The organism is Variovorax sp. 05L425, from assembly GCF_056397705.1.
Genome location: NZ_JBFTNY010000023.1, coordinates 42,501 through 59,172, shown reverse-complemented (window position 1 = coordinate 59,172; position 16,672 = coordinate 42,501). Strand labels below are relative to the sequence as shown.

Below are 16,672 nucleotides of genomic sequence, written 5' to 3'. Positions count from 1 at the left end.
CCCCCGTGATCCTTTCCACGGTTGCGGCGATCGAGCGGAGGCGGTCGGTCATTGAAGGGACTCCTCAGAACGGGTGGTCGGGAGCCATCCTACTTCCGAGGCGCCGTCCTCAGTGCGTCGCGACAACCGAGATCCCGCGAATCTGCCCGGCCTTCGCTTCCGTCGCCGGCCTCGGGTAGCGACCGGGCGAGAAGCGATGCATCAACTCCGCTTCGCGGCCACGCGCCAGTGCGAGATTGGCCAGCTTCACATGGCCGTAGCCGCGAATCGTCAGCGGCACTGCAGCGATCTGCGCCGCGAGCTTCTGGTTGTCGGGCGACAGTTCGGCCATCAACTCGTCCAGCCGTGCATCGAACTGCCCGATCAGCGAGCGCTCCAGCCGACGTTCCGCCGTGTGGCCGAACACGTCGAAGGCCGTGCCGCGCAAGCGCTTGCCATGGGCGAGCCACTTCATGGCCGGCATCATCCAGGCGCCGAGTCGGATCTTGACGGGCGGCTGTCCGTTCTTCGGCCGCGACAGGAAAGGCGGAGCCATGTGGAATTCAAGCTTGATGTCGCCTTCGAACTGATCCGCGAGCCTCTCGCGGAAGCTGCCGTCGCTGTAGAGGCGCGCGACCTCGTACTCGTCCTTGTAGCTCATGAGCTTGAGCAGGCTGAGCGTCGCGTTGCGCGTGACCGGAAAGCTCGGATCGCCGCCGCCGAGTGCCGCTTCGCGCTGCTGCAAGACGCGTACGCGCGCCTCGAAGCGCTGCGCCCAGGCTGCGTTCTGGTAGCCGGCAAGGTGCTTGCGCCCGCGAGCGATCAGGGCTTCCAGCGATTCGTCCTGCACGCTGCTTGCCGTGGCGTTGCGCAAGCCCTCGACGGCCTGCGGCGCGCCCGCAGCGAGCCGGCCGAGCGAGAAGGCCATGAGGTTCGCAGCGACTGCGACGCCGTTGAGTTCGATCGCGCGCGTCACCGCCTCCAGGCTCAGCGGGACCAGCCCGCGCTGCCACGCATAGCCGGTGGCGAGGATGTTCGACGCCAGCGTGTCGCCGAGGAATTCCTCCGCCAGCGTCTGCGCATCGAAGGTCTCGACCTGGCTCCTGCCCGCGACGAAGCGCATCTTCTCCAGCAGCAGTTCGGCCTTGAGATCGGCGTCCGGATTGCGCAGCGACTCGGCCACGGGGATCTCGTGCGTGTTCGCGAGGATGCGGGTGCGTCCGTGCCGCACGGTCTGCAGCGCATCGGGCGAAGCGCCCACGACGATGTCGCACGCCAGGATCGCATCGGCCTGCTGGGTGTCGATGCGCACCTGGTTCAGTCGCTCCGGCGTATCGGCCAGGCGCACGAAGCTCAGCACCGCCCCACCCTTCTGCGCGAAGCCCATGAAGTCCAGCACGCTCGCCGACTTGCCTTCGAGGTGCGCGGCCATCGCGATCACCGCCCCGACAGTCACCACGCCGGTGCCGCCGACGCCGGTGACGAGCAGGTCATAGGGCGCGTCCCATGTGCGTGGCGCCGGCAGCGGCAATGCCGCCACATGCTGCAGGAAGGCATCGCGGCCCGCGGCCAGCGCGCCGCTCTTCTTGCGCAGCGCGCCGCCGGTGACGCCGACGAAGCTGGGGCAGAAGCCCTTCGCGCAGGAGTAGTCCTTGTTGCAACTCGTCTGGTCGATCTTGCGCTTGCGACCCAGATCGGTTTCATGCGGCAGCACCGCCACGCAGTTGCTCTGCACGCTGCAATCGCCGCAGCCTTCGCACACCGCCTCGTTGATGAAGAGGCGCTTGGGCGGATCGACCAACTCGCCCTTCTTGCGGCGCCGGCGCTTCTCGGCCGCGCAGGTCTGCTCGTAGATCAGCACCGTCACACCGGGGATCTCGCGCAGGCGGCGCTGTACCGCATCGAGTTCGCTTCGGTCATGGAACTCGGTGCCGGCCGGGAACTTGCCCTTGATCTGCGCGTACTTCTCGATCGCGTCACTGACGACGACCACCTGCTTCACGCCTTCCGATTCGACCTGTCGCGCGATGGCGTCGACGCTGATGATGCCGTCGACCGGCTGTCCGCCGGTCATCGCGACAGCGTCGTTGAACAGGATCTTGTAGGTCAGCGTCGCCTTGGCCGCGACCGCCTGGCGGATCGCGAGATAGCCCGAGTGGTAGTACGTGCCGTCGCCGAGGTTCTGGAAGACGTGCGGGGTGCGCGTGAACATCGAGTGCGAGACCCAGTCGACGCCCTCGCCGCCCATCTGGATCAGCCCTGCGGTGCTGCGGTCCATCCAGTTGGCCATGAAGTGGCAGCCGATGCCGGCGCGCGCGGTCGAGCCCTCGGGCACCTTGGTGCTGGTGTTGTGCGGGCAGCCGGCGCAGAAGTACGGCAGGCGCTTGACCGAATCGCCGTCATTGCTCAGCAGTTCCGGCGGCGTGAAATCGCGGACGTGCTGGAAGTGGTCGCCAAGGTCGGCGTTGTCGGGAAAGTGCACCGACAGCCAGTGGGCTACCAGTTCGATCAGCCGCGATGGCCGCAACTCGCCGAGCGCCGATACCAGCGGCCGGCCTTCGCGGTCGTGCTTGCCGACCAACGCGGGTCGCGTACCAGGAGGCGCGTTGTAGAAAAGGTCGCGCAACTGGCTCTCGACGATCGCGCCCTTCTCCTCGACGATCAGGATCTCGTCGAGGCCCTGCGCGAAGGCCTTGACGCGCGTCTGCTCGATCGGAAAGCTCAGCCCCACCTTGTAGAGCCTGACCCCGACGCGCGCGAGACTCTCCGGCGTCACTTCGAGACGGCGCAGCACTTCCATCAGGTCGTAGTGCGCCTTGCCGCAGGTCACGATGCCCACCTTCGCATGCGGGCTCTCGATCACGTGGCGGTCGATGCTGTTGACGCGCGCGAAGGCAGCCACGGCCTCCAGCTTGTCGGCCAGGCGCGATTCGATGCGCAGCGAAGGCAGGTCGGGCCAGCGGTAGTGCAACCCGTCGATGGGCGCGCGATGACCGGTGGCGGCGCGCACCGTGTCGGCATCGGCCCAGGCGGCGACGTGCGATTCGATCAGGTCGAGGTCCACCGTGCCCGCGCTCTCGACCACTTCGGACAGCGCCGCCATGCCGACCCACGCGCCCGAGAAGCGCGAGAGTTCGTAGCCGTACAGGCCGAATTCCAGGTACTCGGCCACGCAAGCCGGTTGCATGACCGGCATGCTCCAGGCGACGAAAGCATGGTCGCTTTGATGCGGCATCGACGAAGAGACGCAGCCGTGATCGTCGCCCGCCACCACAAGCACACCGCCGTGCGGCGACGAGCCATAGGCATTGCCATGCTTGAGCGCATCGCCGGCGCGGTCCACGCCCGGGCCCTTGCCGTACCACATCGCGAACACGCCCTCGACGCTGCGTTCGGGGTCCGACTCCACGCGTTGCGTGCCCAGCACCTGCGTCGCCGCAAGCTCCTCGTTGATCGCAGGCACGAAGCGGATGCCCGCATCCTTGAAGCCCGCACCGGCCTTCCAGATCGCCTGGTCGACCATCCCGAGCGGCGAGCCGCGGTAGCCGCTGACGAAGCCCTGGGTGTCCAACCCACGGTCCGCATCGCGCTGGCGCTGCATCAGAAGCACGCGCACCAGGGCCTGCGTTCCGGTCAGGAAAACGGCGCCGGATCGCGCCCAAAGGCTGTCGGAAAGCTGGTACGTGGGGCGCTGGACGGGAGAAGGGGTCGCGAATGAATTCATCCGGGGATTGTTCTTCGCTTGCAGGAGGAATATTCTCTGCAATTGGCCCGAACTGACCCTAGATCAGAGAATATTGTTCTCGCAAATGCCCATGAATGACGATTCCATTCCCCTGGATAACTACTCGTTGCAGATCCTGCTCGAACTGCAGCGCGACGCGCGGCAGACGGTGCAGCAGATTGCCGACAAGGTGGGACTGTCGTCCACGCCCTGCTGGCGCCGCATCAAGGAGATGGAAACCGCGGGCGTGATCCGCGGCTACACCGTCGTGGTCGACCGCGAGAAGGTGGGTCTCAATATCGCAGCGGTGACGGAAGTGAATCTCGACCGACACAACGAGTCGAAGGTGCGCGACTTCGAGAAGGCGGTCGAAGTGAGCCCCGAGATCGTGCGCTGCGTGTCGGCCACCGGCCCGGCCGACTACATCCTCACGGTGCTGGTGCCGGACATCAAGCACTACGAGAAATTCCTGCACACCACCTTGTTCGAACAGGCCGGCGTCACCCACGTGCGCTCGGCGATCGTGCTGCGGGAAGTGAAGACCGAAGGAAGCCTGCCGGTCGACTTCGGGCCGACCCGTCGTTCGCGCACCTGAGGTGTCCCATGCCCCGCCCGACGACAACGCCCTTCGGCAACTGGACATCCCCCATCACGTCCGAACTCGTCGCGACGGCCATGATCGACCTCGTCGATGTGCTGCTCGACGGCACCGATGTGTACTGGGTCGAAGGCCGGCCGCAAGAGGCCGGACGCCGCGTGCTGGTTCGACACAGCGCCGACGGGACGGCCATGGATGTCACGCCGGAGCCTTTTTCCGCGCGCACGCGGGTGCACGAGTACGGCGGTGCCGGGGTCGTTGTTTCCGGAGGGGTCAGCTACTTCAGCAACTTCAAGGACCAGCGGCTGTATCGACTCGAAGGCAACGACGGCAGCCCTGTACCGCTGACCCCAGCCCCTGCCCCGGGCCAGCCAGACGCAGGACTTCGATACGCTGACGGCCAGATCAACGCCTCTCGCCATCTCTGGATCGGTGTCCGAGAGGATCATCGGATTCCAGGCAAGGAGGCCGTCAACACCATCGTGGTCCTGGACCTGCATTCAGGCGGCGCCGGGACCGTACTGGTAGAGGGAAATGACTTCTACGCGTCGCCACGGCTCAGTCCGGATGGCCGGCGCCTGGCCTGGCTGTCGTGGAACCACCCCCACATGCCCTGGGTGGGAACCGAACTATGGGTCGCGGACTTCACCGGGGTTGGCGTGGAGAACCCGATCAGGATCGCAGGCGGTCCGACAGAGTCCGTGTTCCAACCGGAATGGGCACCGGATGGCGTGCTCCATTTCGTGTCCGATCGCTCAGGCTGGTGGAACATCCATCGATCGGAAGCCCACGGCGTCTCCGTCAATGTCTGCCCGAGGGCGGCGGAGTTCGGTCGGGCGCAATGGAATTTCGGGATGTCGACATACGCCTTCCTGTCGGCGAGCGAGGCGATATGCACATACATCGAAGGCGGAGTTGGCAAGCTTGCTCTGCTTGAACTCGCAAGCGGCAAGCTGACGGAAGTGAACCTGCCTTTCACCGAATTCTCGTCGGTGCGGGCGCAAGGCTCGAAGGTGGCCTTCAAGGCTGGGGGGCCAACCATTCCGGGTTCGATCGTTGTGCTGGACGCGCACAGCGGAAAGATCACCACGATCCGGAAGTCCACGACCGTCGCAGACGACCCCGCAACGAACAGGCATTTCTCCATCCCTCAGCCGGTCGAGTTTCCGACACCCGGCGGACAGACGGCGTTCGGGTTGTTCTACCCTCCGATGAACGCCGACCACATCGCACCCGACGGAAAACTGCCGCCGCTCCTGGTCAAGTGCCATGGCGGACCCACTTCGTCGGCCTCGCGCACGCTCGACTTGCGCACGCAGTTCTGGACCAGCCGGGGCATCGCGGTCGTCGATGTCGACTACGGCGGCAGCACCGGTTACGGACGCGCCTACCGCGAACGCTTGCAGGGGATGTGGGGCATCGTGGATGCCGACGACTGCGCCGCCGCCGCCCGGTACTTGATCGACAGGCAATGGGTCGATGCGACGCGAACGGTCATTACCGGCAGCAGTGCCGGCGGATTCACGACCCTGACTTGCCTGACCTGCGCGGATCCCGCGGTTCGCGGCATGTTCAGGGCGGGCGGAAGTCACTACGGGGTCAGCGATCCGGACGCGCTGGCCCGCGACACGCACAAGTTCGAATCCCGCTATCTGGATTGGCTGATCGCGCCGTACACGGATCGCAAGGCCTATCTCGACCGTTCGCCGGTTCGCAACGCCGACCGGCTGTCGGCGCCGGTCGCGTTCTTTCAGGGTGCCGAAGACAAGATCGTCCCGCCCAGCCAGACCGAGTTGATGGTCACGGCGCTGCGCCGGAAAGGGATCACCGCGCAGTACGTGCTCTTCGCGGGCGAGCAGCACGGGTTTCGCCAGTCTTCGAACATCCAGTGGGCGTTGGACGCCGAGTTCTATTTCTTCAACACCTTGGTCTTCCGCAACCACGGGACCGCATAGCGCACCAGCAGCAGACAGAACGCCAGTCCCGCCAGGAGGACGCGCCCACCGGTACGAACAGGCGCCGGCCTGGCGAGCGCGGGCGACATCAATGCTTCCGCCAGCCGTTCGCGCGATTGCAGGCGAACAAACGCCAGGCCCTGCTCGCCCGCAAGCAAGCGCAGATAGCTTTCGCGCAATGACGACAGGTGCTCCAATCCCGGCGTGGCGCCAAGCATGGGCGCGGCCGAACCCGCCGACTCGTCCACCAGCACCTCGCCACGCACGCTCGCGCCGCGCCCCTGGCTGCGCAGATCGGTCTGCGCCACTTCATCGGCGCGCCAGAAGCCGAGCGGCCGGCCCTCCGGATCGGTCTTCGGGATCGGCGACGGCAGCAGGTCACCGACGCCCACGATCAGCCCTTGCACGTCGCCTGGCTTGTCGTCGAAAGACGGGCGGTAGTGCGGGTTCAGCGGCGGCGCCTCCTGCCCGTCGGTGATGAACACCAGCGATGGCTTGTCCGGCAAGTGCCTTGCGATGTCGATCGCACTGTGCAATCCCTTGGCGATCTCGCTGTTGCCCGACCAGGCCATGCGCGAGTCGATCTGCGCCAGGGTCGAACGCAACTCGCTCAGGTTGGCGCACACCTCGATCGGTGCGAGCAGCAACAGTGAACGGTATTCGGTGAAGATCGCCCAGCCCACCTTCGAGCCGCACGGCAATCGCAGCAGCGATTGACGCAAGGCGTGCTTGGCAGCGTCGAGTCGTGAAGCGGGTCGGCCGTCGATGTCCGCGTCCGTGACATTCATGCTCTGGGTCACGTCGAGCACGACCACGTGATCGAACAACGAACGCTCCATCACCACAGCCGGATCGAGCAGGCTGGCAGCCAGCGCCAGCGCCGCCAGCGAAAGCAGCCAACGGTCGGTGCTGTGCCGCCACGAGGCGCGCAAGCGGTGCCAGGGCGTCATGGCAGGCCGGGCGAATGGCCGCGCACCGTGGTGGCCGCGCGTTCGGAGTCGCGCCGGTTTTCCGGTGGCGCAGCGTCCATCTCGTCGGGATCGGGGAGCAGCCGCTGGGCGCGCTCCAGGTTGTAGCGCGCGTCCCAGTGCCGCGGATCGACGCGCAACACGTCGCGGTAGCCCTCCTTGGCCAACTCGATCAGCGCGATCGCCTTGCCGGGTTCGGTGCCGGCTTGCACCACCACCGCCTGGCGCATCAGCAGGTTGGCGCTGTTGTAGTGCGCGGCCAGGCCGAGCGCCGAATCGTCTTCGAGGCTGCGATAGAGATGCAGGGCCGCTTCGTCGGCGCCGCTTTCGGCCTGCGCAAAGGCCTGCGCGAACCGCACTTGCGGTGGGACGTCCTGGGTCTCGGCCGGCAACGGGCCCGACACGATCGATTCGTTCCACAGATGCTGGCGCCACGTCAACGCGCCGTCGATCGCCGCCATGACGGCAATGACCGCGAGCAGGCCCAGCACTGCGCGCGTGCGTCGCTGCGGGTTCATGCCCATCGCCGGACCTCCGCCAGGTTCGCTGCGAGCAGCAGCAGGAGGCAGCCGAAGGCAACACCGAACACCGCTCCGGACAGGTCGCGCCGGGGCACGGTGTCGAGGTAGGTGATCGGCAGGTTCTCGAGAAGATTGACCGCCTCGATGGCCTTCTTCAGCGCTTCGGGATCGCTGGCCTCGTAGGCGCGGTACGACGTTCCGAGAGACTCGAAGAAGCGATGCAGCGCGTATTCGGGCACAGCGTCGACGTTCTCCGCCGCTTCGCCTTTTTCCAGGACCAGCCCCGGACTGTTGGCGGAGCGAAGGTAGATCCAGTAGATCGCGACGCGGTGCTTGCGCGCCAAATAGGCGATGCGCTCGCGGGAAGGCGGGTCGAGCCGGTCACCGCCGTCGGACACCAGCATGACGATGCGCGAGCCGGTGTAGGGCCGATCGACGAAGGACGACAGCGCCGATTGCATCGCGAGGCCGATGTTGGTCTCCGAAAGGCCGCGGCCCACGTCGCCGGCCACGATGGCGGCCTGGATCGCTTCGTTCTTCTGCGTGAACTCCAGCACCCGGATCGGCAAGGTGCTGAAGACGATCATGCCGAACCGGTCTTCCTGGCGCTTGGCGATGAACTCGGACAGCAATTGCCGCGCAACCTTGCCCTTGGACTCGCGCGTCCTGACCTGGGTCATGTAGTAGTCGATCGCTTCCGGGCCGGTGCCTTTCGCCGCCGCGCCCGGGGGGCGCGCGCCGCCAAAGCCCTGGTCCATGCTGCGGCTGCGATCGAGCACCAGCACGATCTCGGCACCCTTGCCGATACGCTCGACGTCGTACTCCGGCCAGTACGGGCCGGCCATGCCGATGCCGAGCGCAGCGAGCGCGAGGACGCCGACGATGCGCAGCGCCCATCCCAGCAGTTCGGACGCCCGGTCCCGGGGCATGAGCGTCGCCCAGGTGTTGTCGAGCGCGCCGCCCGACCGCGCCAGAAGCGGCAGCACGGACAGCGGCAACAGCCATAGCAGCCAGGGATGGTCGAAGCTCATAGGGAGCCCCTCTCGGCATCGCGGCAACGCCGGCAGAACTCGATCAGCCAGCTTCGATCTGCATGCGCAGGCACTTGTTGCCCCTTCTCAGCCTGCTTGCCGAAGAACTCGAGCCGCGACTGCCGGAAGAATGTGGCGAGGTCGTCGCGCAGATGCGCAAAGTGCGGTTGGGCCTTGACGAAGCGACCGATGCCCTCCTCGAAGACCACCTCCCCCATCGTCCGGTTCAAGGCTTCATGAAGCTGCTTGAACGCCTCGCGCCATTGCGGATCGGGACTCGTCGGCGTGAGGCCGTGCAGCCTGCGCCATGCCAACGTGAACGGCCGATGCGCGCGCGTCCACCACGGCAAGCCGATGTACACATGGGCAAGGTACGCCAGCAGCAAAAGCGACACGACGCCGTAAGCGGTGAGGCGCCAGCGCGCGAAGCGGGTGTCGATCAGGGGCGGGGGCGCATCGGGCTGCAGTTCACCGAGTCCGCGCCGGGGCGAGACCTCCACCGGCACGAGCGGCGACACGGTCACCGGCCAGGCTTCGACACGGACCTCCTGCGCCCGCGGCTGGCCCTGGAAGCGCAAGACGAACCCCGGCATCTCGAGGGTGCGCGGCTCCGGCGGCGAAAGGAACACCTGGTAGGCCAGCGTCAGCTCGTGGCGCCGCCCGCCGGGCTCGGCACTGCTGCGTCGCTCGATGCTGCGCAACTCCAGGGCATTGCCGCGCGCACCGGCCTGCGGCACGCTGGACTCGTCGAGCACCAGGCCGTCCGAAGCGTCGACCGTGACAGTGCGCGACACCGTGTCGCCGATCTGGTAGCCGAAGGCTCGCGGCTCGCTCGAGGTGGCATTCAGCTGTCCCGGCAGCACCTCTGCACAAGCCGCCGATGCAAGCCACCCGAGCATCGCGGCGCAAAGTCCGCGTAGGGCCGGATGCATCCACCAGATCGTCATCATGCATGGCTCACATGGGGTTCACGCGTGATTCACGCGTGGAAGTGCCGCGTGACTGCGTTGGCATCGAAGGCGCCCTCGATGAACAGCGGCTTGAGCTGCTGCACCCGAAAGATCCGCAACAGCGCATCGCGGCGCTGCCGGTGGGCCGCCAGCCACCTTTCGCGCAAGGCCGGACGCCACCACAGCAGTTTCGTGACGCCGGATTCCGGGTCGGTCACCTGCGCCAGGCCCTGTCGCGGGGTCAGGCCGAACTCCAGCGGGTCCCACAGCACCACCGGCACCAGATCGTGGTGGGCCATCGAGGCCATCACGGCTTCGACCTCGGGCAGCGGCAGATGAAAGTCCGAGACGAGAAATACCAGCGAACGCTGCCGTCCGAGGAAGCGATGCGCCAGCACCAGCGCGCGTGCCGAGCGACCTTGAAGATGCAGGGTGCGAAGCGTCCCCGCCAGCGCGCCACCCATGCCGCGCGAGCGCGTCGGCGGCAACAGCACATCCTCGCGGACCGAACTGTCGCAACCGACGAAGCCGAAGCTGTCGCCGGTGCGCCAGGCCGACCAGGCCAGGCTGTCGACGAAGTCGGCCAGGACATCGAGCTTGCGGTGTGTGCCGATGAAACTCATGGAGGCCGACAAGTCCGCCACCATCACCACCGGAATCGCCTTGCGCTGGCTGTAGACCCGCACGATCCAGTTGCCGAACGGGTCGCGCAGGCTCGCGTGCAGATCGAGCCGACGCGGGTCCGGTGCGTCGAGCAGCGCCGCATGGCCACGAAACTCGAAGCCGCTGTCACCGCGCGAACTTCGGTGATGCCCGGGGAAGTGGCCCAGCGCCGGCGCCCCGATCCGGTAATGCAGTTCCTGCACGGTTGGCTGCTGTGTCATCACATCGCCCCATGTCACTCAAGGTGCAGCCACGCTTGAGAGGATGCCGCTCATCAGGCGGCCCGAGATCTCCTGGCGACGCATCTCATACACCGGGTGATAGCACAGCCGATGCGCGATGGTCTCGACGAAGACCGCCTGCACGTCCTTGGGCGTGACGTAGTCGCGCCCGTCGAGCCAGGCCGCAACGCGGGCGGCGCGCAGCAGCAGGCTCATGCCGCGCGGACTGGCGCCCGCGAGCATCAGGTGGGCCGTGTCAACGTCCGACAGCCGCACGCCGTAGTCGGCGGGCGCCGCCGTCGCGCGCCACAGATCGAGCGCATAGGCCTGCAATGCCTCGGAGGCCTGCACGCAGCGCTGGATCAACTCCGAGACCTGATTCAGCTCCTGGTAAGCGACCAGCCCGCCGGCCAGCGCGCCGACGAGCCGATCGGTGTCGTGGAAGCGTGGATCGCCCATCAGCTGACGCCTTTCAGCATCGGACGCGGGCGCATCGACGGTCACTTCCAGCATGAAGCGGTCGCGCGCCGCGGCCGAAATCTCGAAGGTCTCTTCGCGCTCCACCCGGTTGCGGTCGGCAAACACCAGGAGATGCGGAAAACGGAACTCGCGATTGAAGGCCGCCACGCTGCGCTCGGCCATCACGCGCAGCAGCAGCGAATGCACCTGCGGGCGCGCCCGGTTGATCTCGTTGAAGAAGAAGATCGCGAGGCTTTCGCCGTGCGTGATCAACGGCCCGTGCTCGACCGCGGGCCTGCCCTCCGCGCTGATGTAGGTGTAGTAGATCAGGTCGTTGGGCATCAGGTCGATGGTCCCTTCGATGCGCGCGAACCCGCCGCCCAGCGCCTGCGCGAAGGCCCGCAGCAGCGTCGTCTTGCCGACCCCGACATCGCCCTGCAACAGCACGTGGCCGCGCGCGAAGACGGCCGTATTGATGAGGCGGATCGCCCGCGCCTGGCCGATCACCGCCTTGGCGACCTCGGCTTCGAGCATCAGCGCCCGCTGCCGCCAGTCGCTCATCAACCCATCGTCTCGGTCCATTCGAGGTCCTCCATGGCCGTCCTCAGCCACCCGGGCCGCGCGGGCTCTTCAAGCGCTCGGCCATTGCACGTTCCTTGGCGTACTCTTCGCGGCAGGCCCGCGCGTAGTCCTCCGGCCCGAGATAGGCGATCTCCTGGTCGTACCTTGCCAGGTCTTCGGCGAACCGCGGGTCGAACAGCGCCTTCTTGAAGCCGTCATGCAGAACGGCAAGCACGTCAGGCGGCAATCCGCGCGGGCCGGCCAGCCCGTAAGGCGACATCGCCACGATGTCGAAGCCCAGTTCGCGCAAGGTCGGCACCTGCGGCCAGCGCGGCGAGCGCTTCGCCCCCATGGTCGCGAGCAATCGCAGGCGACCCGCATCGACTTCCGGCGCGAAGCCCGAGGAATTGACGCCCGCCATCACCTGCCCCGACGACACTGCCAGGGTCAACTCGGCCGTGCCCTTGTAGGGCACATGGATGTAGCTCAGCCCCCGATCGGTGAAGAGTGCTTCGAGCACGAGGTGCGGCGTCGTGCCGATGCCGTTGGTGGCGATGCTCAACTCACCGGGCCGCTTGCGCGCGAAGTCGAACAGTTGCTCGAGTGAGCGCAATGGGCTGGAAGCGCGCACCAGCACCCCGAAAGTGACGCCCGAAATCTGGATGATGGGCGTGACGTCGCGCACCGGATCCCAGATCACCTGCTGCATGAAGGGCATGCGAAAGACCGGCTGCGGCATCTGCGCAATGGTGTAGCCGTTGGGTTCGGCCTGGAACAGGATCGGCATCGCCATCGTGCCGCCGGCACCGGCCCGGTTGGCGACCACCACGGGTTGGCCGAGCGCCTGCCCAGCGAGTTCGGCCAGGAGCCGCAACGACAGATCGGTCGCGCCACCGGCCGCCCACGGCACCCACATCGTGATCGGCCGGGACGGAAAGGTGTCGGCGGCCAGCGCGTGCACCATGGGCCCCGCAGCCAACGCGAACGCGGCCGCACTGCGCAGCCAACGGCGGCGGCCGGTGTTCATGGCGGTGTTCATGGCGGTCCTCCGCCGCGCTTCGTCAATCCGCCGAAACCGCGCTGCGGGTCGTAGCCCCAACAAGCGAACACGAAGAACACCGTCAGGCAACCCAGCACGATCCAGGGTGCCGCGCCCGGGTCCTTGCCGTACAGCGCAAACCGGATCCATTCGACGGCGTGCGTGAACGGGTTGAAGCGCGCGAGCTGATAGACCCACTCGGCGCCCGACTCCTGCAGCTTCCACAGCGGGTAGAGCGCGGTCGACATGAAGTACATCGGGAAGATCACGAAGTTCATCGTGCCGGCGAAGTTCTCGAGCTGCTTGATGCGCACCGACAGCAGCAGGCCGAGCGCGCCCAGCATCAGCGCCCCGCAGACCAGTGCGACCAAGGCATTCAGACCGCCCAGCGAGAAGATCGGCAGATCGGTGCCGATCAGCAAGGCGACGATCACGAAGGCAAGCGCCTGCAACACCGACAGCAGCGCCGTCGCGCAGAGCTTGCAGAACAGCAGCCATGCGCGCGGCAACGGTGCGGTGAGCAGCAGCCGCATCAGGCCCATTTCGCGGTCGTAGACCATCGCGAGGGACGACTGCATCCCGTTGAACAACAGCACCATGCCCACCAGGCCCGGCACGATGTAGACGTCATAGGGGATGTAGGTGTCGTAGGGCTCGACGATCGCGACGCCGAACACGTTGCGAAAACCCGCGGCGAACACCGCCAGCCACAGCAGCGGGCGGACCAGCGCCGACACCAGCCGGCCGGTCTGCTGCGAGAACTTGAGCAGTTCGCGCATGACGATCGCCTGCATGGCCTGCAGCGCATGCGCGACCCCGCGGTGCGGCGCGAGTTCCGCCTCGCCGGCTTCGACGGGAATCATGGCGTCGTCTTGCATCGCTTCTCCGGGGCGTCCGCGCCCAGTGTGTCCAGCACGTTGGTCGGATGCAGCAGGCCTTCGACCGGCGCCTGCGAAATCACGCCCTGGCCGTCGGTGAGAAGCACGGTCTGGCGCAACTGCCCATCCCACGGACGGAAGGTCAGGTTCGTGCCTTTGGAGCCATCGATCGGCGTCTTGGCGAGCGCCTGCGCCCAGGCTGCGGCGGGCCCTTTCGGCGCCGCGATGGCGGCCGCGACCAGCGCCTTGCCTGCCATCCACGCCGACCAGTCGCTGTCGGTCATGGGCCGGCCAACCGCCTTGGCAAAACGGCGCGACACCTGCGGCGCGCCGTAGCGCTCGAACTGCGCATGCCAGGCCAACGCCACCAGCCCCGCATCACCCACCACCGGGCGAGGCAACACGATCCGGTATGGCAGGCCGCGTGCGAATTCGCCGTCGCTGTCGACCACCCAGACGGCGTCGTAAGTGGTGCCGGCCGTCAGCAGCAGCGGATTGGCCAGGTCGCGCTCGCGCGGGTCGCCCGAGAGCTTGAAAGGCTTGGTCGCAACCACCTGCAAGCCGTAGCGCTTGATCGAAGCCTGCGCCGCGGCGGCGCGCACCTGGTCCTGCGCGCTCGGGCCGACGAGCAGCAACACCTTGCTCCATTTGCGCGACACGAGCGTTTGCGCCAGCGCGTCGGCCCGCATGCGCTCGCTCGGAAGAATGTGGAACAGGCGCGCCCTGCAGTCCTGCTCGCGCAGACGATCTTCGGCATCGCCGACGTTGATCACCGGCAGCTTCACGGCATCGACCACGGCCAGCGTCCAATCGGCGGGAAGATCCGTCACGATCACGGCGGCGCCTGATTTTTCGGCCGCCTGCGCGGCGGCGCGTGCGGCCTCCCGCGAGTCGGCGGACTGCTTCGCCAGCGTGACCGCCGCATCGACGGCCTCGAGTTCGAACTGGCCTTCGTCCAACGCGACCTGCAAGCCGTCACTCGCGGGGCCGTCAGGGTGGCCCAGAAAGTGGCGCTCGACGCGCGACCGTTCGAGCCGCGTGTCAGGGTTCGGCGAGATCAGCGTCGCCTTCAACGGGGTGATGGCGCCCTTCGTTTGTCCGATCGACGCCGGCGCCGCCAGCAGCAGCCCCAGCAGCGACGAAAGGCCGACAGAGCAGGCGATCCACTTCATTCGACCACCACCAGCCCATAAGGCACGCGGCCGACGGGGATGCTCTTGATCGGCTTGGCCGCGGCGACATCGACGACGGTCACGTCATCACTCAAGCCGTTCACCACGTACAGCCGGGCTTCGGCCTTGTCGAGCGTGACGTTCCATGCGCGCTTGCCGACCAGTACGAGGTTCGTGACCTTGCGCTGCGGCACGTCGACGAACGCGACGTGGTTGGCACGGCCCAGCGCCACGAAGGCGCGTTTGCCGTCGCGCGAAATCTGGATGCCTACCGGCGTGATGTCTTCGCTGCGCGCGCCCTTGACTTCGAACTTCACGTTGCCGATCACATTGCGTGTGGCCGTATCGATGATGCTGACGCTCGCGTCGAGTTCGTTGGTGACCCACAGTTCCTTGCCGTCGGGGGTGAAGGCCATGCGACGTGGCCGCTTGCCGACTTTCACGTTCTTGACGATGGTGCCGCTGGCGACGTCGATCACGTGCACGAGGCTTGCGACTTCGGAGGTCACATACAGCGTCTTGCCGTCCGCGCTGACCTTCACGCCTTCGGGCTCCTTGCCGACCTTGATCGTCTTGAGCACCTTGCCGCTCAAGGCATCGATGAAGCTGACCGCCCCTTCGTCCTCGTTGGATGAATAGATGGTCTTGCCGTCCGGCGATACATCGAAGGCCTCGGGCTCGTCGCCCAGCGGAATGCGGCGCACCGACTTGCCCGTTGCCGGGTCGATCACGTCGGCAACGTTCGAATCGCTGCAGGCGACCATGATCAGGTGATCCGCGGTGAGCTGGATGTGCCGCCCCCGATTGCAGGTCGGGATGGTGCCCTTGACGCTGAGGGTCGCCAGGTCGATCAGCGTGATGGCCTGGTCCTTCTCGCTCGACACATAGGCGGTGCCTTGTGCCAGCGCGGCCGTGCCGAGGCACACGCACGACAGCGCCACGACCGAACGGGCCACACGCTTCCAGACCGGGGCAACTTCATTCATGTCGACGTCTCTCCTGATGTGAATCGATGGCGATCAACTCGTGCGCGCGATGAACCCCGCTTCAAGCGTCGGCTCTCCAAGCGCTTGCGTCACCTCGGCCGGCGTGCCGTCGGCCAGCAGCTCGCCCTTGTGCAACACCAGCACGCGGTCGGCGCCTTCGGCCTCCTCCACCCGGTGCGTTGCCCACAGGACGCAGACTCCGCGCTCCTGCACGTTCGCATGGAGCGCACGCATCAGGTCCTGGCGTGACTTCGGGTCCAGGCCCACCGTGGCTTCATCCATCAGCAGCACGGAGGGTCGATGCAGCAATGCACGCACAAGTTCCACCTTGCGCCGATTGCCGCCGGACAGTTCGCGCACCTTGCGATCGAGGTCCGCGTCGATGCCGAGTTGGGCACAGCCCGCCTCGATGCGGGATGCCGCCAGCCGCCGCGGCAGGCCGTGCAGGTCGGCCTGGAACAGCAGGTTCCGGCGGATGCTCAGATCCAGATCGAGCGATATCTGCTGAAACACCACGCCGATGTGGCGCAATGCCGCGGTCGCGGATCGGCGCAGCGAGTGACCGGCTACTTCGACCTCGCCTTCGTCGGCTGCAAACAGCCCGGTGAGCACCTGGAACAGCGTCGACTTGCCTGCGCCGTTGGGCCCGAGCAAGGCCACGAACTGACCTGACGACATGGTCAGCGAAAGACCCTTCAATGCCGCCCGCGCCCCGTAGCGCTTGGTCAGGCCGGTGGTCCGGAGCATGGTCGTCGATGGGAGCGTCTGTGGCATGAATAACTTCGAGCATGCAATACGCGCGCCCATCGGCGCAAGCGGGTTGCGCCCTGCAAAGGACATGGTTGGGGAATGCGTCGTCTGGCGGTGAAACACTCTGTGTCGAAAGTGGTTGCCACAATTTCGGCGCAGCGGGCCTGGCGCAATGCTTCGGTTCTCGCCGCGCTGACAGCGGGAGCGAGACGCCATT

14 protein-coding genes are annotated in these 16,672 nt (G+C 66.7%); 2 read left to right on the top strand and 12 right to left on the bottom strand.

Going from position 1 to position 16,672, the window contains the following annotated elements; genetic code table 11:
• Positions 1-109 precede the first annotated feature (109 nt).
• Positions 110-3,703, bottom strand: coding sequence for an indolepyruvate ferredoxin oxidoreductase family protein (locus AC1DN9_RS23390; protein ID WP_478104048.1), 3,594 nt, complete (start codon positions 3,701-3,703; stop codon positions 110-112).
• Positions 3,704-3,794: 91 nt separating this feature from the next.
• Here AC1DN9_RS23390 and AC1DN9_RS23385 point away from each other — a divergent pair, with 91 nt between their 5' ends.
• Positions 3,795-4,298 (top strand): Lrp/AsnC family transcriptional regulator, encoded by a 504-nt coding sequence (locus tag AC1DN9_RS23385; protein ID WP_478104046.1) that lies wholly within the window; start codon positions 3,795-3,797, stop codon positions 4,296-4,298.
• Between the two features lie 8 nt (positions 4,299-4,306).
• Positions 4,307-6,256, top strand: a complete 1,950-nt coding sequence (locus tag AC1DN9_RS23380) for a S9 family peptidase (protein ID WP_478104045.1) — start codon at positions 4,307-4,309, stop codon at positions 6,254-6,256.
• On the opposite strand, the gene AC1DN9_RS23375 is transcribed toward AC1DN9_RS23380, so the two are convergent.
• The 11 genes from AC1DN9_RS23375 to AC1DN9_RS23325 are packed head-to-tail and all read right to left on the bottom strand — an operon-like array spanning position 6,211 to position 16,452.
• Positions 6,211-7,206, bottom strand: a complete 996-nt coding sequence (locus AC1DN9_RS23375; protein WP_478104044.1) for a vWA domain-containing protein — start codon at positions 7,204-7,206, stop codon at positions 6,211-6,213. The two genes, AC1DN9_RS23380 and AC1DN9_RS23375, sit on opposite strands and share 46 nt — an antisense overlap.
• A complete protein-coding gene (locus AC1DN9_RS23370; protein WP_478104043.1) occupies positions 7,203-7,742 on the bottom strand; it encodes an MxaK protein in 540 nt (179 codons plus the stop codon). Before AC1DN9_RS23370 ends, AC1DN9_RS23375 begins: the two co-directional genes overlap by 4 nt.
• A complete protein-coding gene (locus AC1DN9_RS23365; protein ID WP_478104041.1) occupies positions 7,739-8,776 on the bottom strand; it encodes a vWA domain-containing protein in 1,038 nt (345 codons plus the stop codon). The genes AC1DN9_RS23370 and AC1DN9_RS23365 overlap by 4 nt, the downstream gene beginning before the upstream one ends.
• Positions 8,773-9,726: a hypothetical protein gene (locus AC1DN9_RS23360; RefSeq protein ID WP_478104040.1), complete on the bottom strand. Its 954-nt coding sequence runs from the start codon at positions 9,724-9,726 to the stop codon at positions 8,773-8,775. Before AC1DN9_RS23360 ends, AC1DN9_RS23365 begins: the two co-directional genes overlap by 4 nt.
• Before the next feature lie 29 nt (positions 9,727-9,755).
• Complete coding sequence (locus AC1DN9_RS23355) at positions 9,756-10,610, bottom strand: DUF58 domain-containing protein (protein ID WP_478104039.1); 855 nt, start codon at positions 10,608-10,610, stop codon at positions 9,756-9,758.
• A gap of 18 nt (positions 10,611-10,628) precedes the next feature.
• Entirely contained in the window at positions 10,629-11,651 is a 1,023-nt protein-coding gene (locus tag AC1DN9_RS23350; protein WP_478104037.1) for an AAA family ATPase, read from the bottom strand.
• Between the two features lie 22 nt (positions 11,652-11,673).
• Positions 11,674-12,669, bottom strand: a complete 996-nt coding sequence (locus tag AC1DN9_RS23345) for a tripartite tricarboxylate transporter substrate binding protein (protein WP_478104036.1) — start codon at positions 12,667-12,669, stop codon at positions 11,674-11,676.
• A complete protein-coding gene (locus AC1DN9_RS23340) occupies positions 12,666-13,532 on the bottom strand; it encodes an ABC transporter permease (RefSeq protein ID WP_478104091.1) in 867 nt (288 codons plus the stop codon). Before AC1DN9_RS23340 ends, AC1DN9_RS23345 begins: the two co-directional genes overlap by 4 nt.
• The gene (locus AC1DN9_RS23335) at positions 13,529-14,719 is read right to left on the bottom strand and encodes an ABC transporter substrate-binding protein (RefSeq protein WP_478104035.1); all 1,191 of its coding nucleotides are present in this window, start codon (positions 14,717-14,719) and stop codon (positions 13,529-13,531) included. The genes AC1DN9_RS23340 and AC1DN9_RS23335 overlap by 4 nt, the downstream gene beginning before the upstream one ends.
• Positions 14,716-15,705, bottom strand: coding sequence for a PQQ-dependent catabolism-associated beta-propeller protein (locus AC1DN9_RS23330; protein ID WP_478104034.1), 990 nt, complete (start codon positions 15,703-15,705; stop codon positions 14,716-14,718). The genes AC1DN9_RS23335 and AC1DN9_RS23330 overlap by 4 nt, the downstream gene beginning before the upstream one ends.
• 33 nt (positions 15,706-15,738) lie before the next feature.
• Entirely contained in the window at positions 15,739-16,452 is a 714-nt protein-coding gene (locus AC1DN9_RS23325) for an ABC transporter ATP-binding protein (RefSeq protein WP_478104089.1), read from the bottom strand.
• Positions 16,453-16,672: the final 220 nt, after the last annotated feature.